We start from the raw sequence: 21250 nt of genomic DNA on the forward strand, positions 1-21250 counted from the left end.
GGCGCCGCCCGCCGCGCGGAGGTCACCTCGGCATCCTGGCGGTGACCGCTTCGAGCGCCTTCCCGGCCTCGATGAGCTCGTTCATGGACGTGATGAAGAGGTCGCCGTTCTCGTCCGCCAGGCTTTTCCGGCAGTTTCGGCCGCCGTTGCCGGCCTGGGTGACGAACGTCCGCCAGAAGGCCCGGGTCTCCTGGTCGGGGGCGTCGAAGTAGCGGCCCGCGTCTCGGGCGATCTCCCCCATGTGGGCGCACAGGGGGCCGAAGATCGCCGGCTCGACGGAGCCGCGCCCGGCCTGCGCGGCGTCGTTCAGGCTCTTGGAGAGACGCACGACATCGGTCCTGTAGCGTTCGCGCAGATCCCACCCGCCGTGTGCCCACCAGGCCTTCACCTGCAGCTGCCTGATCTCGGCGGACACCACCGCATCGTCGAGGCCCACCACCCGCTGGACCTGGGAGAGGGTGGCGGGTCCGGGCGATTCCTGCTGGGCAGCCGCCACGAGGGGCGCCGCCACCGCCGCCGCGCAGAGCACGGCCGTGGCGGCTCGTCGCGCGGCGAGCCGGCCGGTCGGACGCGGGCCGGGAGGGAGGTCGCGGGTCGCGCGCCCGGTCCTGGGCCGCGGCCTCCGGGCCGCCGACACGATGCCGGCCGCCAGGACGGCGGCGACCGCGGCGAGCACGAGAACGTAGCCCATGATGCTCTGCACGAGCGTCCAAGCCGGATCCGGCAGCCAGTGGCAGCGAACCGCCAAGGTGTTGAGCGGCTGGAAGCAGCCGTCCGCGGCGGCGAACACGAAGCGGCCGGCCAGGCCGCCCAACGCCACGACCTCGGCGGTGATCAGCGCGACGAGCAGCCGGTGACGGCTCGCCGGCACGCTCGCGACGACGGCTGCCGCCGCGGCCGCCGTCACCAGGGCCACGAGCGTCCACGCCTGGTAGACCAGGGCGTAGAAACCTGCTCGATCCGCGGGCGGGGGCTGCCAGGTGTGCATGTAGCCCATCACGACGGCGACGGCGGCCCAGCTCGCCGGTATCCCCAGCAGCACGACCGGCAGCACCCGCCGCTGCAGCGGGACCTCCTTGCCCAGGGCCTCCCACCGGCTGGTCTCGGGCAAGGAGCCGAGCGTCCACGGGGGCGGAGCGGTGGTCGGGCGGAACGTCCAGGTGAGCAGTGGCACCACCCACAGGGCCATGACCGCGGAGAGGACGAGCGGCGTGTCGAGGCTGGTCAGGAACGGCCACACCGCGCCGATCGCGGACTGCACGGCCGGATGCTCCTCCGGTGAGGCGCCGTACAGCTCCCGCAGGATCACCTGCATCCCGGCGGGGTCGACCGTTCCGGTGCTCGCCAGCAGCGCGCCTTCGCTCTGCCACCACACGAACCACGAGAACAGCACCAGCCACGCGGCCGCGAGCCCCAGCAGCATGGCCGGCCGGATCGTACGTCCCGGCCAGGCCCTGACCCACAGTTCGGCGCACTGCGCGGTCCACCAGGCGAAGGCCACCCCGGCGAACAGCACCAGCGCCAGCACCACCGGGTGGTCCGGGAACCACCGCAGGACCGTCACCCGGTTCAGCACCAGTTCGCCGGCCACCGCGCCGGCTCCCAGCCACAGCCCCGCGCGCACGCCGGACGGCGCGCGACGCCCGGTCAGCACCGCATGGACCACGGCACGCCACAGCGCGATCCCGGCCACGCCGGTGACCAGACCCGCCACCAGCAGGGCCGGCAGCCGGCCCAGCCAGGTGCCGCTCGCGGCGGGAGGCAGGTACTCCGCCACCTGGACGTCGATGAGCGGAGCGGCGGCCCCGGTCAGGAACATGGGCAGCGCCTGCACGCCGAACAGCGCCGCCGGGTCGGTGACGGCGTCCCGGCGCAGCGTCCAGCGCGGGTGCATGCGCCACAGCTCGACGAAGGAGCCGAGAGCCCGCCGCAGCCGGCCCGTGACCGGGGCGGGCATCGTGAACGCCAGGGAGCGCAGGTCGGCGCCCCAGCGCGTCGCGGCGAGGTCGGCGTGGATCTCCCGGCTGCGCAGGACGTCCGAGCGGGCGAGGTAGACCAGGAGGATCATGCAGACCGGAAGCAGCAGGCCCCGCGTGGTGAACGCCGTCTCGCCGGGCCAGAACGGCGACCGCGCGGAGGTGGGGATCGCGGTGAGGTACCAGACGACGTACGGGAGGAGCACGAGGACGACGAACACCCGCCACACGACGACGGTGGCGTAGGTGATGGTGAGGTCGCGGTTGCGGATGTGGGCGAACTCGTGCATCGCCCGCGCGCGGAAGCCGCCGGGATCGGCGGTCCTGCGGGCGACCAGCCCGCCGTGCAGGCACACGATCGGGCGGCGGTCGCTGCCGAACACCACGGCGTCGGTCGTGGCCGCCGTCAGGTCCACGACGATCCTGGGCACGCGGGCCAGGCCGGCCACGGCGGCGAGCTCCGCCATCCTGCGGCCGATCTCGCCGTCGTGGTCGATCACGTCCAGCGGTACGAGGCGGCGCCGCCGGACCTTCCAGTGCGGCAGGGCCAGGAACAGCGCCACGGCCGCCGCCGCCACCAGGACGAGCCCCAGGAGGGGCAGCCACCAGGGCGCCGCGGGCTCGTAGCGGTCCACGCAGGCCCAGTAGGCGTCGTGGTTGGCGATGATCCGCGCTGAGATGCCCCGGTCGGTGCCCTGGGTGGGATCGCCGCCGGCGGCGAGCAGGCAGCCGTATCCGTAGCCGCCGTGGTATCCGCGGGCCACGACCTGCATCATCGAACCGCTGCTCACCAGCAGCAGAGTGAGCAGCAGCACGAAGCGCACGGTCGTGCCCGCGCCCATCGTCCGCTCGTCGATCCGCGGGGCGGAGGCCGTGGCCGTCATCACTGGTTCTTCGTCAGGGGGGCGCCGTCGGCCGGGCCGTCCGGTTCCCGCGCGTCGGGTTCCGGTGCGGCCAGTGCGAGCCGGCCCACCACGGCGTCGGCGATGAGCCGGGCACGGCTGTCGCCGAGCCCGTGCTCCACAGCGGTCTCCAGCACCCTGCGGTGGACCTCGGCGAGCTCGTCCCGGGTCAGGTCAGGGACGAGGACGGCCGCCGCCGGCCTCCGGAAGACCTTGCGCAGCACGGCCTTCGTGCGCGCCGCCGCGCCGTCCACGGCGGCGGTCCCCACCCGCCGTGCGGCCTCGTCGACCATGAGCCACACCACCGGCGTCACCAGGGCCGCGATCTCCCCCAGACCGAACCCCAACGGCTCACGCCTGGCGCCCCGCCGGCCCAGGCGCCGGATCACGACGTCGTCGCCGAGCCCGGCCAGCCCGTCCACGAGCAGGAGCTCCTCCGGCGCGGTCGCCGCCACCACATCGCGCACGACGTCGCGGACCCTGGTCGTCGTCGCCCTGCTCGCAGGACCGCCGCCGCTGGGCGAAGCCGCTCCGGAACTCATGACGCCCCTCTCCACATCGCGTTCTGTGACGCACTCGCCACGCTGTGCAGGAGCCCCATCCTCACGGAAGAGGTCCGGCGATGGAGGTGAACGCGGAAAACGGCATGAATCAGATGTCCGGGACGGCCCCCGTCAGGGCGTCATTCGCGCAGGAAGGCCAGCAAGGAGGCGGCGAGTTCGTCCGGGGCCTCTTCGGCCACGTGGTGGCCGCTGTCGATCGGATGGCCGGTCACGTCGTCGGCCCAGGTGCGCCAGATCGCCAGCGGGTCGCCGTACAGGTCCTCCATGTCGTCCTTGGACGTCCAGAGGAACAGGGTGGGGCAGGTGAGGCGGCGGGAGGCGGCGCGGTCGGCGTCGTCGGCCGCGCGGTCCACGGTGAGGCCGGCGCGGTAGTCCTCGCACATCGCGTGGACGGTGTCCGGGTCGTGGATGGCCCGGCGGTAGTCCTCGTACGCCTCCTGGCCCATCTGTTCGGGGCTGCCCTGATACCAGGCGTCAGGGTCGGCGTTGATGACGCGTTCGGCGGGTTTGGCGGTCTGGCCGAGGAAGAACCAGTGCCACCAGGACGCCGCGAAGCGGGCGTCGGCCCTGGCCAGCGCCTCGCCGATGGGGATGCCGTCCATCACGACCAGGCGGGTGACGGCCGCCGGGTGGTCGGCGGCCAGGCGGTGGGCGACGTAGGCGCCGCGGTCGTGGCCGGCGACGGCGAACCGTTCGTGGCCCAGCGAGCGCATGAGGGCGACCATGTCGCGGGCCATGGCCCGTTTGGAGTAGGGGGCGTGGTCGGGGGTGGTGGGCGGTTTGCCCGAGCGGCCGTACCCGCGCAGATCGGGGCAGATCACCGTGTGGTGGGGGGCCAGGAGGGGTGCGACGCGGTGCCAGGTCGCGTGGGTGCGGGGGTGGCCGTGGAGCAGCAGGAGGGGCGTGCCGGAACCGCCGTACCGGACGAACAGCTCGGTCTCGCCGACGTCGATCACGCCGGTCTCGAAGTCGTCGAACATCGGCCCCCTCTACCCGGGACCGTCTTGGATCAACACCGGCGTTCCGCCGCATCAGGGGACGTTCTAGGATCGGCCCATGCCTTTGACCGCGGACGACGTCGACCGGTTCGTGGCCGCCAGACCCCGCCTGGAGGCCATCGCCTACCGCCTGCTCGGCTCCGCCGCGGAGGCCGAGGACGCCGTGCAGGAGACGTTCCTGCGCTGGCAGTCCGCCGACGCGGACCGCGTCGAGGTGCCCGAGGCGTGGCTGACGAAGGTGCTCACCAACCTGTGCCTCAACCAGCTCGGCTCCGCGCGGGCCCGCCGCGAGACGTACGTCGGAGAGTGGCTGCCCGAGCCGCTGCTCGCCGGCGACCCGATGCTCGGCCCGGCCGAGACCGCCGAGCAGCGCGAATCGGTCTCGTACGCCGTCCTCACGCTGATGGAGCGCCTGTCCCCGAACGAGCGGGCGGTCTACGTGCTGCGGGCCGCCTTCGACCACTCCCACCGGGAGATCGCCGAGATCCTCGACATCACCGAATCGGCCAGCCAGCAGATCTTCCACCGCGCCAAGAAGCACGTCGCCGACGGCCGGGCCCGCACCGAGGTCGACGAGGCCGCCGCCCGGCGGATCGTCGAGGAGTTCCTGGCCGCCGCCACCAGCGGGCAGACCGAGCCGCTCGTCCGCCTGCTCACCCAGGACGCCATCGCGGTCGGCGACGGCGGCGGGAAGGTCCCGGCCCGCGCCAAGGCGTTCGAGGGCGCCGTCGCGGTCGCGAAGTTCCTGTGGGGCCTGGTCAAGCCCGGCAAGGCCAAGCAGGCCATCATCGGCGGCTCGCCCGAGATCTACCCCTGGACGGCCAACGGGGAGCCGGCCGTCGTGGCGGTCCTGGACGGCCGGGTCGTCGGCGTCATGTGCCTGGAGGTCACCGCCGAGGGCATCGCCGCGTTCCGCAACCAGGTCAACCCCGACAAGCTCGGCCGGGCGACCGCGCGCTGGGCGGCCACCGACCACGGGGAGCCGGTGTTCAGAGCCTTCTGAGACACGGTGTGACGCGCTTCACACCGTGATCCTGTCAGGAAAACGCGGGCCGTCCGGTTCAGGTGGCGAACCCGCGTCAGACAGGAGCGAGGAAATGCAGCACCGCATCATCGTCCTCGGAGCCGGCTACACCGGAGCCGTCGTCGCCGGCCGCCTGGCCAGGCGGCTGAGCCGCGAGGACGTCGCCATCACCCTCGTCAACGCCGAGCCCGACTTCGTGGAGCGCGTCCGCCTGCACCAGGTGGCGACCGGGCAGGACCTCAGGCCCCGGCCGTTCCGCGAGATGTTCGCCGGCACCGGCGTCGAGCTGCGGCTCGGGACGGTCACCGGCCTCGACGCCGACCGCGGGACCGTCACCGTCACCGGCGCGGGCGGCGCCGAGGAGCTGGCCTACGACACGCTGGTCTACGCGCTCGGCAGCGGCTGGAACGCCGAGGGCGTGCCCGGGACCGCCGAGCACGCCTACGACATCGCCGGCCGGCCGGGGGCGCTGCGGCTGCGCGAGCGGCTGGCCCGGCTCGACGCCGGTCAGCGCGTGGTCGTCGTCGGCGGCGGGCTCACCGGGCTGGAGGCCGCGGCCGAGATCGCCGAGGCCCGTCCCGACCTCGACGTCGCCCTCGCCGCCCGCGGCGCTCTCGGCGACTGGCTCTCGCCGAAGGGCCGCGCGCACGTGCGGAAGGTCCTGGACGGGCTCGGGGTGAGCGTGCACGAGCACACGGTCGTCACCGGCGTCGAGGCCGACCGCGTCACCACCGACGGCGAGCCCATCCCGGCCGAGGTGACCGTCTGGACGGCCGGCTTCGCCGTGCACCCGATCGCGCGGGCGACCACCCTGGAGGTCGCCGGCACCGGCCAGATCGTGGTCGACGGGACCATGCGCTCGGTCTCGCACCCGAACGTGTACGCCGTCGGCGACGCCGCCATGGCGATGGGCCCCGGCGGCAAGCCGCTGCGCATGTCGTGCGCGTCGGGCATCCCGACCGCCTGTCAGGCCGCCGACTCGATCGCGGCCCGGCTGACCGGCGGGAAACTGCCGAACACCACGCCGCGCTACTTCAACCAGTGCGTCTCGCTGGGCCGGGGCAACGGCCTGATCCAGTTCGTCACCGCCGACGACCGCGCCCTGCCCAGGGTGCTGACCGGGCGGGTCGCCGCCGTCTACAAGGAGCTGATCTGCAAGAGCGCCGCCTGGGGCGTCGCCAACCCGATGCTGGGCAAGCCGGCCCGGCGGCGCCGCGTCACCCGCGCGAACGCCCCGGCCGGCCCCGCCGCCGCCAGGGCGCGTGCATGACGACGGCCGGCGTGGCGCACCCGGCGGCGCGCCCCCGTCAGGGGGTCGTGAGGACGACGAGCTGCCGGGTCGCCCGGGTCATCGCCACGTAACGGTCGACCGCGCCCCCGACCCCCTCGACGCCATCGCCGAACCGGTCCGGATCGACGAGGACGACCAGGTCGAACTCCAGCCCCTTCGACAGCTCCGGCGTCAGCGACCGGACCCGGGGCCGCTCCCGGAAGGCCGGGTCCCCGATCACGCAGGCGATCCCCTCGGGGTTCGCGGCGAGCCAGGCGTCGAGGATCGCGTCCAACTCGGCGACCGGCCCTCGGGTGACCGGGACGCCGCTCTCCCGGATGGAGACCGGCACGTTGGCGTCCGGCAGGGCGGCCCTGATGACCGGCTCGGCCTCGGCCATGATCTCCGCCGGGGTCCGGTAGTTGACGCTCAGGCCGGCCAGCTCGACGCGGTCGATGCCGACCCGGCCCAGCCGTTCCGCCCACGACTCGGTGAACCCGTGCCTGGCCTGGGCGCGGTCCCCGACGATGGTGAAGCTCCTGGACGGGCAGCGCAGCAGCAACATCTGCCATTCGGCGTCGGTCAGCTCCTGGGCCTCGTCCACGACGACGTGCGCGAACGGCCCGGCGAGCAGGTCCGGCTCCACGGTGGGCAGCTCCGACTCGTCCACCAGGTTGCGCTGGAGGTCCGCCCGGCGAAGCTGGGTCACCAGGCCCTCGCCGTCGTCGTCGGCCTCGATCAGGTTGTCCACGACCTGGGCCATGCGCTCGCGCTGGACGGCCAGGGCGGCCTCCTGCCTGCGCTGCCGGCGGGACGCCTCCGGGTCGCCGAGCCGCTGGCGGGCCGCGTCCAGGAGCGGCAGGTCGGAGACCGTCCAGGACTGGGCGTCCGCGCGCTGGAGCCGCCGGATCTCGTCCGGGCCGAGCCAGGGGGCGCACAGCCGCAGGTAGGCGGGGACCGTCCACAGGTCGCCGACCAGGTCGGTGGGCTCGATCAGCGGCCAGGCGCGGTTGAAGGCGGCCAGCAGCTCCCGGTTCGCGCGCAGCGACCTGCGCAGCAGCTCCGGCGACACCTCGTGGTCGCCGTGCTGGTCCTGCGGGTCGTGCTTGTCGATGAGGATCGTGAGCAGTTCCTCCCAGATCTGGTCGCGGGCCTCGTTGTGCGGGGTGCCGGGGTCGGCGGCCTGGAACGCCTCGGCCCAGTCCTCGGCGCTCAGCCAGACGTCCGACCAGTGCGTGGTGACCGCCATGCCCTTGGCGGGCGGGTTCTCGTAGAACCTGACGGCCGGCTCGATCGCCTTCACCATGTCCGCGGACGCCTTCAGCCGCGCCACCTCCGGGTCCCGCTCGGGGACCGCCGCCGTCCCCTCGGGCACGAGGTCGCGCAGGGTGCAGGTGCGCACGCCGTCCTCCCCCAGGCTGGGCAGCACGTCGGCGACGTAGGCCAGATAGGGCTGGTGCGGGCCGACGAACAGCACGCCGCCCTTGTTGTGGCCGAGCCGGGGGTCGGAGTAGAGCAGGTAGGCCGAGCGGTGGAGGGCGACGACGGTCTTGCCGGTGCCGGGGCCGCCGTCCACGACGAGAGCGCCGCGGGAGCCGGCCCGGATGATGGCGTCCTGGTCGGCCTGGATGGTGCCGAGCACGTCCCGCATCCTGGACGAACGGTTGCCGCCGAGGCTGGCGATGAAGGCGGACTGGTCGTCGAGCGCGGCGTGCCCTTCGAAGCCGTCGGCGGTGAACACCTCGTCCCAGTAGTCGCTGATCCGGCCGCGGGTCCAGCGGTAGCGGCGGCGGCTGGCCAGGCCCATGGGGTTGGCGTGGGTGGCGCCGAAGAACGGCTCGGCCGCGGGCGAACGCCAGTCGAGCAGCAGGCGGCGGCCGTCTTTGTCGGTGAGGCCGAGCCGTCCGATGTACACCGGTTCGGGGTGGTCGGCGGTGACCATGTGGCCGAGGCACAGGTCGAGGCCGAAGCGGCGCAGCGTCCGCAGGCGGGCGGACAGGCGGTGGATCTCCAGGTCCCGGTCGAGCGCCTGCCGGCCCTTGCCGCCGGGGGCCATGCGTTCGGCGTCGAGGCGGGCGGACAGGTCGGCGATCGACTGCTCCAGGCTCTCGGCGAGGGCCGCGAAGTGTCGCTCGTCTACGGCGATCAGCGCCGGGTCGGCCTTGGCGGCGAGGTTGCCGGGCAGGTCGAACACGCCGGTGGTCAGGGGATTCATGTATGTGGCTCCGCTACGAGGTCGGTCTTCGCGTGGCAAGGCTTCTGGCCTCGGCGGACGATTCTGCGCCACGACGGGGGTCTTGCCGCAAGCCCCCCGGTGCGCTATACGTTAAGAGTGGAAAGGAGTAGAAGCTCCTTTTTCTGCCACTTTGCTCCGCGCCACAGGCCCTGCTTCGCTTCACAGCACAGCGGAACCGGGGTGACCCGCCCGTGACGGGCGGATCACCGGTCGAGGGTCACCAGTCGCCGTCGCCGCCCTCGTCGTCGTCGCCTTCGAAGATCTCCTCGACGATCTCCCCCGCCACCAGGCCGCCGACCACGCCGGCGGCGCCGGCCGCGGCCACCGCGCCCCAGCCCGGCCCGCCGTGGTGCTGCTCGTGATGGCCGTAGCCGTGGTGACCGTGGTGGTCACCGTACCCGTGGTCGCCGTGGCCGTGGTGGTCGCCGTGCCCGAAGCCGCCGTGGGCGTGCGCGGCCAGGCCGGACAGCCAGCGGTCGAGCTCGGCGGCCCAGTCGGTCTGCAGGGCGTCGGCGTGGCTGACGGTGAAGCGGCCGATCGCGTCGCCGGAGTAGCGGCCGGCGCGCTTGTCGGCCTCCAGGACCACTTCAAGCCCCGCCGGGTCGGCCACGAAGGTCACTTCGAGCTCGCCGAGCACGCCGGCGTACCGGCCGGCCGGGTAGAACTCGATCTCCTGGTAGAACGGCAGCTCCTGGCGCACGCCGTACAGGCGACCGGCCTCCAGGTCGGCGGACTTGAACGCGAAGCCGAGCTGCAGCAGCGCCTCCAGGATGCGCAGCTGCGAGGGCAGCGGCTCGACCGCGACCTCGTCGAGGTCGCCCTTGTCGACCGCCTTGGCGATGGCGAGCTCGGTGCGCACGCCCAGCGCCATGCCGTGCAGCGGCTGCCCGCCGATCTGGCTGATCGGCGCCTCCCACGGCACGCCGATCTGGAACGGGATCGTGCGCTCCTCGCCCTGGCGCAGCACGAACGGCCCCGACACCTGGACGCGGGAGAACTCCCCGGCCCCCGCGTGCTCGCCGTCGCCGTGCTCGAACTCCACGCGGGCGACCAGGCCGAGGGTGACGTGCTCGATCTCGGCGTCGAAGTCGCCGCCCTTGAGCCGCACCTCGCCGGACAGCGTGCCGCCCGGCTGGACGCGCGGGGTCGCCAGAACGGTGTCCACCGAGGGCGCGCCGACGCCGAAGGCACCCAGCATGCGTTTGAAGACCACGGCTTGTTCTCCCTGTCGAAGATCGAATGTGTGCAGCCGACCCGCACAACGATCTCCGTCCGGCCCCGGTTCCGGCCATGCCGAAAACGTCTGCCGTAAAAAGGGCGGGAACGGCGGGATCCCGGAGTGCGGCGCGTTCGCCGCACTCCGGGATCCCGGCGCGTTCCGCTCTACCGGACGCTGCGCCTGCCGTAGAGGCCCGCCGCCAGGGCCACCCCCAGACCGGCGAGCACCACCTGGATGACCAGTTCTATCCAGTCGATGCCGCGGGTGTCCGCGACGCCGACCGCGGCGGCGATCGCGGTGCCGATGAGGGCCGCGACGATGCCGATCACGATGGTGAGCCAGATGGGGATGCTCTGACGGCCCGGCACGACCAGCCGGCCGAGGACGCCGATGACGAGCCCGATGATGAGGGCGGAGATGATGCCGGTGACTGCCACGCTTCACACTCCCGTTCTGCCGCGCCGGATGTCGCCACCCCTCGTGGGGGAGGAGTGCCTCCGGCCTGACAGCGCCATTGCTTCCCAGCAGCATCACAAAGAAACCGGACCATTCAGCCTGATATCGGTTCATGGCGGACAGGTTCCATGCGGGTGTGCCGTTCGCGGTGGTGGCGGAGGCGCCCCCGCGGTGCCTACACTGCGGGCACACCCCACGACAGCAGACGCGAACGAACGGCGCACCGAACCCCTCTCAGGAGCCCTTTGTGACCGTCAGACGAATCGTGCTGCACGCCCTGCTCGCGGCGACGACTGCCGTGACCGCCGCGGCGCCCGCGAACGCCACCGCCTTCACCCTCACCAGCACCGCCTTCACCCAGGGCGGGATCATCCCGAAGGTGCACGAGTGCACCAGCGGCGGCCAGACCGACCCCGGCCGGCGCAACGAGTCACCGCCCCTGACCTGGAGCGGCGGCCCCGCCGGCACCCGCGGCTACGCCCTGGTGATGCGGGACCTGGACAACAACAACCTCATCCACTGGGTGATCTACGACATCCCGGCGGACGTGACCTCGCTGCCGCAGAACGTCGAGCACGCCTACCGTCCGACGGCCCCCGCCGGGGCCCGGCAGATCTACTACCGCGGCAGCGCCAGCCTGTACGGCTACCAGGGGCCGTGCTCCCCCTGGTCGGTCAACACCTACCAGTTCACCGTGCACGCCCTCGACCGGGCCGCCCTGACCGAACTGGGCTCCGGCTCGTCCACGACGACCGCGGCGAGGGTGATCTCCGGCGCGTCCCTGGGAACGGCCGTGCTGTCCGGCGAGTCCTGAACGCTCAGGAGCGCCGGGATTCCCGCGGTCAGCCGAGGGCGCGGTCGAGGTTGAAGGCGGCGCTGATCAGGGCCAGGTGGGTGAACGCCTGCGGGAAGTTGCCCTGCTGCTCGCCCGTCCGGCCGATCTCCTCGGCGTACAGGCCGAGGTGGTTGGCGTAGGTCAGCATCTTCTCGAAGGCCAGGCGGGCCTCCTCCACCCGGCCGGCGCGGACCAGCGCCTCGACGTACCAGAAGGAGCAGATGGAGAACGTGCCCTCCTGGCCGCGCAGGCCGTCGGGGCTGGCGTCCGGGTCGTAGCGGTAGACCAGCGAGTCGGACACCAGGTCGGCGGTGAGCGCGTCGAGGGTGGACAGCCACTTCGGGTCGGTGGGCGAGACGAACTTGGCCAGCGGCATCATCAGCAGCGCCGCGTCGAGCACGTCGCCGTCCTCGTGCTGGACGAACGCCTGCCGCACGTCGGACCAGCCGTGGGCCATGATCTGCCGGTAGAGGTCGTCGCGCGCCCCGCGCCAGTGGGGGATGTCGGCGGGCAGGCCGCGGCGGGCGGCCATGCGCATGGCGCGTTCGATGGCGACCCAGCACATCAGCCGGGAGTACAGGAACTTCTTGCGTCCGCCCCTGGTCTCCCAGACGCCCTCGTCGGGCTGGTCCCAGTTGTCGCAGACCCAGTCGACCAGGGCGCAGACGGCGTCCCAGTGGTCGCTGGAGATGGGTTTGCCCCATTTGTCGTAGAGGTAGACGGAGTCGAGCAGGGCGCCGTAGATGTCGAGCTGGAGCTGACCGGCGGCGGCGTTGCCGACGCGCACCGGGGCCGAGCCGCGGTAGCCCTCCAGGTGGTCGAGCTGCCGTTCGGGCAGGTCGGTGCGGCCGTCGATGCCGTACATGATCTGGAGGGGGCCGTTGGGTCCGGCGGGGCACAGGCTGACGTGCCGGGTCAGGAACGACATGAACGCCTCCGCCTCGCCGGTGAAGCCCAGCCGGAGCAGGGCGTAGACGCAGAAGGCGGCGTCGCGGACCCAGAGGTAGCGGTAGTCCCAGTTGCGCTCGCCGCCGATCAGCTCGGGCAGGCTGGTGGTCGGGGCGGCGACGATCGCGCCGGTCGGCGCGTACGTCAGCAGCTTGAGCGTCAGGGCCGAGCGGTGGACCATCTCCCGCCACCTGCCCCGGTAGCGGGAGGCCGACAGCCATTTACGCCAGAACGCGACCGTGGCGGTCAGCGCCTCCTCCGCCTCGACGTGCGGGCAGCCGAGGGGCGGGATCTCGGCCTCGATCCGGTCGAGCGCGAACACCTCCGACTCGCCCTCCACGAGGGTGAAGCACGCCCGCACGTCGCGTCCGTCGCACTCGACCGGGACGGTGGCGCTCAGCCCGAGCGTCAGCCGGTCGGACTCGAAGACGGTCAGGCCGTCGACCTCGCGCACGACGTGCGGGTCGGCCCCGTAGCCGAAGCGGGGGGCCACCCGCGCGTGGAACGGCAGCGAGCCGCGCACACAGAGCACCCGGCGGATCAGTCGTTGCCGGCCGCGGCCGCCCGGCTCGCCGATGATCGGCATGAAGTCCTGGATCTCGCCCACCCCGCTCTCGGTGAAGAAGCGGGTGATGAGCACGTTGGTGTCGGGGAAGTAGAACTGCTTGGTCCGCGCCGGCACGTCGGTGCCCAGCTCGAACGCCCCGCCCCGGTCGGCGTCGAGGATCGAGGCGAACACGCTGGGCGAGTCGAAGGCCGGGCAGCAGTACCAGTCGATGGTGCCGTCGGTGCCGACCAGGGCCACGCTGCGCAGATCGCCGATGAGGCCGTGCTCGGCGATCGGCAGGTAGCGGTCACCGTCTGCTCCACCCATCGCAGCAGTTCTCCCTGGTCAGGGCGGTGCTCAAACCTCGCGCCCGGCCTCCTCCAGCGCGGCCAGGCGGCGGCGGAGGTGGGTGCGCTCGGGCTCGCTCCCGGCCGCCCCGAGCGCGGCGCGGTACGCCTCGGCGGCCTCGGGCAGCCGGCCGAGCCGGTGCAGCAGGTCGGCGCGGGCCAGCAGGTACGGGTGGTAGTCGCGCAGCCGCCGCGCCCCGGCCAGCTCCTCCAGCAGCGCCAGCCCGGCCTCGGGCCCGTCGCGCATGGCCACGGCCGCCGCCCGGTTCAGCGCCACCACCGGAGAGGGGTCGAGCGCGAGCAGCACGTCGTACAGGGCCACGACCTGCGGCCAGTCCGTCGTGGCCAGGTCCGGTGCCTCGTCGTGCAGCGCCGCGATCGCGGCCTGGACGGCGTACGGGCCGGGCGGGCCGCCGCTGAGCGCGGTCACCACCAGCGCCGAGCCCTCCTCGATCATCGCCCGGTCCCAGAGGCCGCGGTCCTGCTCGCCGAGCAGCACCGGCTCCCCCTCGGCCCCGGTACGGGCGTCGCGCCGGGCGTGCACCAGCAGCAGCAACGCCAGCAGCCCGGCGACCTCCCGCTCGGCGGGCAGCAGCCGGCGCAGGATCCGGGCCAGCCTGATCGCCTCCTCGGCCAGGTCGAGCCGCTGGAGGAAGGGCCCGGAGCTGGCCGCGTAGCCCTCGGTGAAGATCGAGTAGATCACCTGGAGCACGCCGGGCACCCGTTCCGGCAGCTCGTGGGCCTCGGGCACGCGGAACGGGACGCGCGCCTCCCTGATCTTCTTCTTGGCCCGGACGATGCGCTTGGCCATCGTCTGGGCCGGCACCAGGTAGGCCCGCGCCACCTCGGGGGTGGTCAGGCCGGCCAGGCAGCGCAACGTCAGCGCCCCGCGGTCCTCGGCCGGCAGCGCGGGGTGGGCGCAGGCGAAGAAGAGCCGCAGCCGTTCGTCGGGCAGGCCGCCGTCCTCGCCGGGGGGCGCTTCGGGGGCGGCCCGCTCGGCCTCGGCCGCCAGGACGGCCAGCCGGGTGGCCAGCGCCTGCTCGCGTCTGAGCCGGTCGACCGCCTTGCGCCGCGCGGTGGTCATCAGCCACGCGCCCGGATTGGGCGGCACGCCCTCGGCGGGCCAGTGCCTCAGCGCCGCCTCGACGGCGTCGGAGGTGACCTCCTCGGCGAGGTCGAGGTCGCCGAAGCGGCGGACGAGCGCGGCCAGCAGCCGGCCGCGCTCCTCACGGAAGACGGCCTCGATCTCACGCATCGAAGTCGGCGACCGGGCGGACCACCACCGAGCCGCCGCCGCGCGCACCCGGGCAGCGCACGGCCCAGTCGAGGGCGGCGTCGAGGTCCGGCACGTCGATCACGTAGAAGCCGCCCAGCACCTCGCGCGTCTCGGCGTACGGGCCGTCGGTGACGGTCGGCGTGCCGTCGGCGCTCACCCGTACGGTGGTGGCGGTCACCAGGTCGGCCAGCGACTCACCGGAGACCAGGATGCCCGCCTCCCGGACGGACCTGTCGTAGGCCATCCACTCCTGGAAGTCGCCCGGCTCCTGCTCGTCGGAGGTGCCGGCGTTGATCAGCAGCATGTACTTCATCGGTGTTCCCCTTCGCGGTCGGCGTACGGCGGGGCCGCCGTACGCCTTCACCACGAACGGGACCCGCCCGGATGGACACGCCATGACGATGAGTTTTCCGGGTCCGTCCGGTCATTGTCACGACACGTCACTTCAGGAGGACCGATGAGCGTACTGGAACAGCGGATGCGGGGCGTGCTGGGCGGGTTCGTGGCGCGGGGCGAGGTGCCGGGGCTGGTCGGGCTCGTCCGTCATCGGGGCGAGACGCACGTCGTGCCGATGGGCACGCTGGAGCGCGGCGGCGGGGCGGCCGTCGAGGCGGACTCGATCTTCCGGATCGCGTCGCTGACCAAGGCCGTCACCGCGGCGGCGGCGATGATCCTGGTGGAGGAGTGCGTCCTGCGGATCGACGACCCGATCGACGACCTGGTCCCCGAGCTGGCCGGTCGCCGGGTGTTGCGCGCCCTGGACGCGCCGCTGGACGACACGGTGCCCGCCACGCGGCCGATCACCGTACGCGACCTGCTGACCTTCCGGCCGGGCACGGGACAGCTCCTGGTGGAGGGCGACGAGCTGCCCATCGTGCGCGCGATGCGCGACCCGCGGATCGACCGCGGCCCCGACGGCCCCGGCAGCGGCCCTGACGAGTGGCTCGCCCGGCTGGGCGCGCTGCCGCTGATGTTCCAGCCGGGCGAGCGGTGGACCTACCACACGAGCGCCGACGTCCTGGGCGTGCTGGTCGCGCGGGCCGCCGGGAAACCGCTGCCCGACTTCATGACCGAGCGCGTCTTCGAGCCCCTGGGCATGCGCGACACCGGCTACCACCTGCCCGCGGACAGGCTCCACCGCCTGGCGGCCTCCTACCGGCCGGACGGCTCGGGCGGCGTGACGCCGAGGCCCGACCCGCGCGTGTGGCACGAGCCGCCGGCCTTCCCGTCCGGCGGCGGCGGCCCCGGCCTGCTCTCGACCGCCCTCGACTACGCCGCCTTCCTGCGGATGCTGCTGGAGAGGGGGCGGCACGACGGCGGCCGGATCCTGTCGCGGGCCTCGGTCGAGCTGATGACGGCCGACCATCTGTCGCCGGCCCAGAAGGCGGGCGCCGAGACGTTCCTCGGGTCGGGCGGCTGGGGGTTCGGGATGCAGGTGGACACCCGGGCCGATCGCCTTTACACCCGGCCGGGCCGGTTCGGCTGGACCGGCGGGCTCGGCACCACGGCCTACGCCGATCCGTCGGAGGGGCTGGTGGGCGTGCTGTTCACCCAGGTGGCGATGACGTCGCCGGTGGCGCCCAAGGTCTTCGAGGACTTCTGGACCGTGACGTACACCTCGATCGACCAGCACCTCACCCCGATTTCCGGCAGATAAGGTGGGTAGGCGGCGTTTCGGGGGATTTCGCCGCTCACAATGCTGAGGGGGACGGGTGGCGGAGTCGTTCGGCACGATGCTGCGGAGCCTGAGACACGCCGCCGGGCTGACCATCGAGGAGCTCTCCCACGCCTCCGGCGTCAGCGTGCGCGCCATCGGCGACATGGAACGCGGGGCCAGCCGGGGCCCGCAGCGGCGCACCGTCGAGGCCCTGGCCGAGGCGCTGCGGCTGGACGGGCCGCGGCGCACGGCGCTGTCCGACGCCGCCCGCGCCGGCCGCCCGCGCCAGGACGCCGCGCCGGGCGCCTGCCAGCCGCCCCGCGGCGTGGGCGACTTCACCGGCCGCGAACGGGAGCTGCGCCTGCTGCGCGACCTGGCCGCCCGCACGGCCGAGGACGCGCCCGCCGCCGTCGCCGCCGCCTCCGGGGCCGAGGACGCGCCCGCCGTCGTCGCGGCCGTCTCCGGGGCCGCCGGCATCGGCAAGACCGCCCTGGCCGTGCGCGCCGCCGCCCACCTGGCCGACCTGTTCCCCGACGGCCGCTTCTACCTGGACCTGCGCGGCATGGACCCGGTCCCGCTGGACCCGGGCACGGCGCTGTCCCGGCTGCTCACCGCCCTGGGCGTGGCCGAGCGGCGCATCCCGGCCGACGAGGAGGACCGCGCCGGCCAGTACCGCGCCCTGCTGCGCGGCCGGCGCTGCCTGGTCATCCTGGACAACGGTGCGCACGAGGCCCAGGTGCGCCCGCTGCTGCCCGCCGAGGGCCCGTCCATGACGCTGGTCACCAGCCGCCGCCCGCTGGCCGGGCTGGAGGGCGTGCACCAGGTGCCGCTGGCGCACCTGGCGGCCGGGGAGTCGGCCGCGCTGCTGCGCGCGATCGTCGGCGCCGAGCGCGCCGACGCCGACCCGGACGGGGTCGCCCAGGTCGCCGACCTGTGCGGGAACCTGCCGCTGGCGCTGCGCATCGCCGGGAACCGGCTGCAGAGCAGGCCCGGCTGGACCGCCGGGCACCTGGCCGCCCGCCTCGGCGACGAGGGACGCCGGGTGGAGTCGCTGGCCGCCGGCGACCTGTCGGTGGCGGCGGCCTTCGCGCTGTCGTACCGGCAGCTGTCGGCGCCCGCGCGGCGCGGCTTCCGGCGGCTGGCGCTGGCCGCCGCGCCGGACTTCGGGGCGCCGATGACGGCCGTCCTCGCCGAGCTCGGCCCGGACGAGGCCGAGGACGCCCTGGAGGAGCTGGTCGATCTCGGGCTGCTGCAGTCGCCGTACCCCGGCCGCTACCGCTTCCACGACCTGGTACGGCTGTTCGCCCGCGCCCGGCTGTCCGACGAGGAGCCCATGACGGCGCAGCGGCAGGCGCGGCGGCGGATGGACGACTGGCTGCTGGAGGTCGCGACCGTCGCCGGGCGCTGGTTCGAGCCCGGCTACGGCGCGCCGCCGTCCGGGTGGAGCTCGCTGGTCGAGCTGGACAGCGCGCGGCAGGCGCAGGAATGGCTCCAGGCCGAGGGCGCGGCGTGGCTGGCCGCGCTGCGGCAGGCGGCCCGCGCCGGCGAGCACGCGCGGGTCGTCGAGGTGGCCGAGGCCATGCACTGGTTCTCCGACCTGTGGATGCACTGGGGGCACTGGCCCGAGGTGTTCGAGCTGTCGTCCGGCGCGGCCCGCGAGGCGGGCGACCGCCTGCAGGAGGCGGTGCACCTCAACTACCTGTCCTGGGCGCGCACGCACTGCCAGGGCCGCTACGACGAGGGCGAGCGGACCGCGCTGCGCGCGCTGGAGCTGGCCCGCGAGGTCGGGGACGTGCGCCAGCAGGGCTGGGCCCTGACCTACGCCACCTGGGCGCTGTGGGGGCGCGACGACCGGCGCGCCACGGAGACCGGCCTGGAGCACGCGCGGCGGGCGGCGGAGTGCTTCCGGCAGGCCGGCGACCCCGAGGGCTACGCCCAGGCGATGCTCAGCGTCGGCAACGGCCTGCGCCGGCTGGGCCGGATCGAGGAGGCCGTACGGCACGGGCTGGAGCTGCTGGAACGGCTGCGCGACCCGGCGTTCGGCGGCACGCCGGTCATCGTCGCCCACGCCGTCGGGGCGGCGCTGGACCTGCTGAGCGACGGCTACTTCGCGCTCGGCCGCTGGCAGGAGGCCGCCGACCACTATCGCGAGGCGCTGGTCGAGCTGCGCAAGCGCCCGATCAACCGGGCCACGGCCCAGACGCTGACGAACCTGGGCCGGGCGCTGGTCGAGCTGGGACGGCGGGAGGCGGCGCGCGAGGCGTTCCAGGAGGCCCTGGAGCTGTACGAAGCCTCCGCCGACGCCGTCCGGGCGGCCCGCGTGACCGCCGAGCTTACCCGCCTGGCCCCGGTCGAGACCACTGTGACGACCCCGGAAGGCGCTCGCTGAGCGGGCCGGTCAGGGGTCCACGAACCGTTCGATGAAGGTCAGGGCGGTGCCGCAGACCTCGCGCCAGCCGCTGTCCACGGTCATCGAGTGCCCGCGCCCCGGCAGCTCGACGATCTCGGTCAGATGGTGCCGGTTGCGGGCCTGCCACAGGTAGGCGGCGTGCGCGGCGGCCCACGGGACCGTGCGGTCCATCTCGCCGGCGACCAGCAGCAGCGGCCCCCGGTCCGGCGCGGCGCCGTCGAGGCCCGCGGGGTCGCCCGCCTCCGCCGCCCGGACGGCGTACGTCTCGTACAACCGCCTGGCCTCCTCCTCGCCGACGGCGTTGGCCACGGCGTGCCGGAAGCGCCCGTACGTGAGCGCCCCGCGGAACGGCGCCGGGCTGATCGCCACGCAGGCGCAGGCCAGCCCGCGCCCGGCCAGGATCTGCGCGACCAGGCCGCCGGCCGCGTGGCCGACCAGGGCGGGCCGGCGCGCCAGCCCGCCGATCAACCCGGCGAAGTGCCCGGCGGGATGCCCGGCGGCCTCGCCGTCCTCGGGCCAGGCCGGGATGACGGGGACGAACCCCGCCTGCCCGAACACCTCGGCCCAGGGCTCCCAGCTCTCGGCCAGCAACCACGGGTCGTGGACGAAGACGACCGGGACCCGCCCGGTGGCGTTGGCGTGCCGCACCTGGTCGAGGTCGTAGGCGGAGGGCATGGCGCGGCAGGTCAGCTCTCGTGCAGGGCCCGGCGCAGCGTGCCGGCGGCCAGCTCGATCGCCGACTCGGCCGCGTACGTGCCGCGCAGCGCGTTCAGCATGACGAAGTCGTGGATGATGCCCTGGTAACGCACGGCGGTCACCGGCACCCCGGCGGCGCGCAGCTTGGCGGCGTACGCCTCGCCCTCGTCGCGCAGCACGTCCGCCTCGCCGGTGATGACCAGCGCCGGCGGCAGGCCGGCCAGCTCCTCGACGGTGGCCCGCAGCGGGGACGCGGTGATCTCGGCGCGTTCGGCCTCCGAGGTCGTGTACTGGTCCCAGAACCACTGCATGCCGTCCCGGCGCAGGAAGTAGCCCTCGGCGAACTGCCGGTAGGACTCGGTGTCGAAGGACGCGTCGGTCACCGGGTAGAACAGCACCTGGCGGCGCAGCGACAGCCCGCCGCGCTGCTTGGCCATGATGGTCAGCGCGGCGGTCATGTTGCCGCCCACGGAGTCGCCGGCCACCGCGACGCGCGTGGCGTCCAGGCCCTTGGCGGCGCCGTCGGTGACGATCCAGCGGGCGACCGTCCAGTTCTGCTCGATGGCGACCGGGTAGCGGTGCTCGGGCGACAGGTCGTACTCGGGGAAGACCACGGCGGCGCCGGCGCCGGTCGCCAGCTCGCGGACCAGCCGGTCGTGGGTGTGGGCGTTGCCGAAGACCCAGCCGGCGCCGTGGATGTAGATGATCACGGGCAGATCGCCGGTGCTGCCGGCGGGCCGCACGATGCGGGCCCTGACCTCGCCGGTGGGTCCGCCGGGGACCGTCACCCACTCCTCGTCCACGGCGGGCAGCTCGGCCGGGCCGGACTGCACCTCGTTCACGGCCTTGCGGCCCTCCTCCGGCGGGAGCTGGAACAGGTACGGCGGCTCGGCGGTGGCCTCGGCGAACGCCTGAGCGGCTGGTTCCAGGACGGGCTTGATCATGATCGCTCCAGGAAGAAGGGGTGGGAAGCAGGGGGGCCGTCACCCATCCAAACGACCGGCCCGCGGAAAGACGAGGCGGAACCACAGGCAGAAGTACGTTTCCGCCTCGTGCGCGCGAGCGGCCCGGCTGTTGGATCGCCACCGGGGCCGACCGGTCCCTTTCGCCCCGAGAAGGAGTTTTTCCCATGACGGAGAGCACCACCCCGACGGTCGTCCTCGTGCACGGCGCGTTCGCCGACGCGGCGAGCTGGTCCGGCGTCATCGCCGAGCTGCAGCGGGACGGCATCCCCGTGGTGGCCCCGCCGAATCCGCTGCGCGGCCTGGCCTCGGACGCGGCGTACGTCGCCTCCGTCGCGGCCCAGATCGACGGCCCGGTCGTGCTGGCAGGCCACTCGTACGGCGGCGCGATCATCACCGTGGCCGGCGCGGCGGACAACGTCGTCGGCCTCGTCTACGTCGCCGCGTACGTCCCGGACGAGGGCGAGAGCCTGGGCGAGCTCCAGGGCCGCTTCCCCGAGCCGCCGCTCGGCGCGAGCCTGCGGCAGGCGTCCTACCCGCTGGCGGACGGCGGCGCCGCCGTCGAGTTCACCATCGCCGCCGACGCCTTCCCCCAGGTCTTCGCCGCCGACGTGCCGGCCGAGGTCACCCGGGTCCTCGCCGTGGCGCAGCGGCCGCTGGCGGCCGGGGCGTTCACCGAGGGCGCGGCCACGGCGGCCTGGCGGGCCAAGCCGTCGTGGGCCGTCATCGCCGACGCCGACCAGGCCATCAACCCCGACGTGCAGCGGTTCGGGGCCGAGCGGGCCGGCGCGACCGCCGTGGAGGTCGCCGGCGCCTCGCACGCGGTCGCGGTGTCGCGGCCGAAGGAGGTCGCCGACGTGATCCGGGCGGCCGTCCGGGCCAGTGCCTCCTGATCGCCTCCTGACGGCCTGCCCGGCCGCCAGGAGGC

At 73.9% G+C, this 21250-nt stretch carries 17 protein-coding genes; 6 read left to right on the forward strand and 11 right to left on the reverse strand.

Features of this window, described 5'->3' with window-relative positions:
- Positions 1–22: 22 nt before the first annotated feature.
- The 3 genes from ACFYUV_RS13245 to ACFYUV_RS13255 form a co-directional block, all read right to left on the reverse strand.
- A complete protein-coding gene (locus ACFYUV_RS13245) occupies positions 23–2860 on the reverse strand; it encodes a M48 family metalloprotease (RefSeq protein ID WP_387668350.1) in 2838 nt (945 codons plus the stop codon).
- Positions 2860–3420 (reverse strand): hypothetical protein, encoded by a 561-nt coding sequence (locus ACFYUV_RS13250; protein ID WP_387668352.1) that lies wholly within the window; start codon positions 3418–3420, stop codon positions 2860–2862. Before ACFYUV_RS13250 ends, ACFYUV_RS13245 begins: the two co-directional genes overlap by 1 nt.
- Positions 3421–3560: 140 nt before the next feature.
- Entirely contained in the window at positions 3561–4421 is an 861-nt protein-coding gene (locus ACFYUV_RS13255; RefSeq protein ID WP_387668355.1) for an alpha/beta fold hydrolase, read from the reverse strand.
- Between the two features lie 76 nt (positions 4422–4497).
- Here ACFYUV_RS13255 and ACFYUV_RS13260 point away from each other — a divergent pair, with 76 nt between their 5' ends.
- Both ACFYUV_RS13260 and ACFYUV_RS13265 read left to right on the forward strand, forming a co-directional pair.
- Positions 4498–5442 carry an RNA polymerase sigma-70 factor gene (locus tag ACFYUV_RS13260; RefSeq protein ID WP_387668357.1) on the forward strand — a complete coding sequence of 315 codons (945 nt, stop codon included), beginning with the start codon at positions 4498–4500 and terminating at the stop codon, positions 5440–5442.
- 94 nt (positions 5443–5536) lie between these two features.
- The gene (locus tag ACFYUV_RS13265) at positions 5537–6733 is read left to right on the forward strand and encodes an NAD(P)/FAD-dependent oxidoreductase (protein ID WP_387668360.1); all 1197 of its coding nucleotides are present in this window, start codon (positions 5537–5539) and stop codon (positions 6731–6733) included.
- A gap of 37 nt (positions 6734–6770) precedes the next feature.
- Here ACFYUV_RS13265 and helR read toward each other — a convergent pair whose 3' ends face one another.
- From helR to ACFYUV_RS13280, 3 genes are all read right to left on the reverse strand, one after another.
- Positions 6771–8948: an RNA polymerase recycling motor ATPase HelR gene (gene helR, locus ACFYUV_RS13270; RefSeq protein WP_387668362.1), complete on the reverse strand. Its 2178-nt coding sequence runs from the start codon at positions 8946–8948 to the stop codon at positions 6771–6773.
- 238 nt (positions 8949–9186) lie between these two features.
- Positions 9187–10182, reverse strand: coding sequence for a sporulation protein (locus tag ACFYUV_RS13275; RefSeq protein WP_387668365.1), 996 nt, complete (start codon positions 10180–10182; stop codon positions 9187–9189).
- Between the two features lie 170 nt (positions 10183–10352).
- Entirely contained in the window at positions 10353–10625 is a 273-nt protein-coding gene (locus ACFYUV_RS13280; protein WP_387668368.1) for a GlsB/YeaQ/YmgE family stress response membrane protein, read from the reverse strand.
- A 266-nt stretch (positions 10626–10891) separates the two neighbouring features.
- On the opposite strand from ACFYUV_RS13280, the gene ACFYUV_RS13285 reads away from it, so the two are divergent.
- Positions 10892–11458: a YbhB/YbcL family Raf kinase inhibitor-like protein gene (locus tag ACFYUV_RS13285; protein WP_387668370.1), complete on the forward strand. Its 567-nt coding sequence runs from the start codon at positions 10892–10894 to the stop codon at positions 11456–11458.
- Between the two features lie 28 nt (positions 11459–11486).
- Here ACFYUV_RS13285 and ACFYUV_RS13290 read toward each other — a convergent pair whose 3' ends face one another.
- The 3 genes from ACFYUV_RS13290 to ACFYUV_RS13300 are packed head-to-tail and all read right to left on the reverse strand — an operon-like array spanning position 11487 to position 14910.
- Positions 11487–13301: a glycoside hydrolase family 15 protein gene (locus ACFYUV_RS13290; RefSeq protein WP_387668371.1), complete on the reverse strand. Its 1815-nt coding sequence runs from the start codon at positions 13299–13301 to the stop codon at positions 11487–11489.
- A 30-nt stretch (positions 13302–13331) separates the two neighbouring features.
- Entirely contained in the window at positions 13332–14576 is a 1245-nt protein-coding gene (locus ACFYUV_RS13295) for an RNA polymerase sigma factor (protein WP_387668374.1), read from the reverse strand.
- Entirely contained in the window at positions 14569–14910 is a 342-nt protein-coding gene (locus ACFYUV_RS13300) for a YciI family protein (RefSeq protein ID WP_387668377.1), read from the reverse strand. The genes ACFYUV_RS13295 and ACFYUV_RS13300 overlap by 8 nt, the downstream gene beginning before the upstream one ends.
- Before the next feature lie 144 nt (positions 14911–15054).
- Here ACFYUV_RS13300 and ACFYUV_RS13305 point away from each other — a divergent pair, with 144 nt between their 5' ends.
- Together ACFYUV_RS13305 and ACFYUV_RS13310 are read left to right on the forward strand one after the other, a co-directional pair.
- Positions 15055–16254, forward strand: a complete 1200-nt coding sequence (locus ACFYUV_RS13305) for a serine hydrolase domain-containing protein (protein WP_387668379.1) — start codon at positions 15055–15057, stop codon at positions 16252–16254.
- A gap of 55 nt (positions 16255–16309) precedes the next feature.
- Positions 16310–18643: an ATP-binding protein gene (locus ACFYUV_RS13310; protein ID WP_387668381.1), complete on the forward strand. Its 2334-nt coding sequence runs from the start codon at positions 16310–16312 to the stop codon at positions 18641–18643.
- A 9-nt stretch (positions 18644–18652) separates the two neighbouring features.
- Here the strand turns inward: ACFYUV_RS13310 and ACFYUV_RS13315 are convergent, their stop codons facing one another.
- Complete coding sequence (locus ACFYUV_RS13315) at positions 18653–19339, reverse strand: alpha/beta hydrolase (RefSeq protein WP_387668384.1); 687 nt, start codon at positions 19337–19339, stop codon at positions 18653–18655.
- Between the two features lie 11 nt (positions 19340–19350).
- Positions 19351–20304, reverse strand: a complete 954-nt coding sequence (locus tag ACFYUV_RS13320; protein WP_364325251.1) for an alpha/beta hydrolase — start codon at positions 20302–20304, stop codon at positions 19351–19353.
- A gap of 185 nt (positions 20305–20489) precedes the next feature.
- Between ACFYUV_RS13320 and ACFYUV_RS13325 the strand changes: the two genes are divergently transcribed.
- Positions 20490–21215 (forward strand): alpha/beta fold hydrolase, encoded by a 726-nt coding sequence (locus ACFYUV_RS13325; protein ID WP_387668388.1) that lies wholly within the window; start codon positions 20490–20492, stop codon positions 21213–21215.
- The last annotated feature ends 35 nt before the right edge of the window (positions 21216–21250 follow it).

Source organism: Nonomuraea sp. NPDC003560, from assembly GCF_042878785.1.
In the GTDB taxonomy this organism is placed as follows: Bacteria; Actinomycetota; Actinomycetes; order Streptosporangiales; family Streptosporangiaceae; genus Nonomuraea.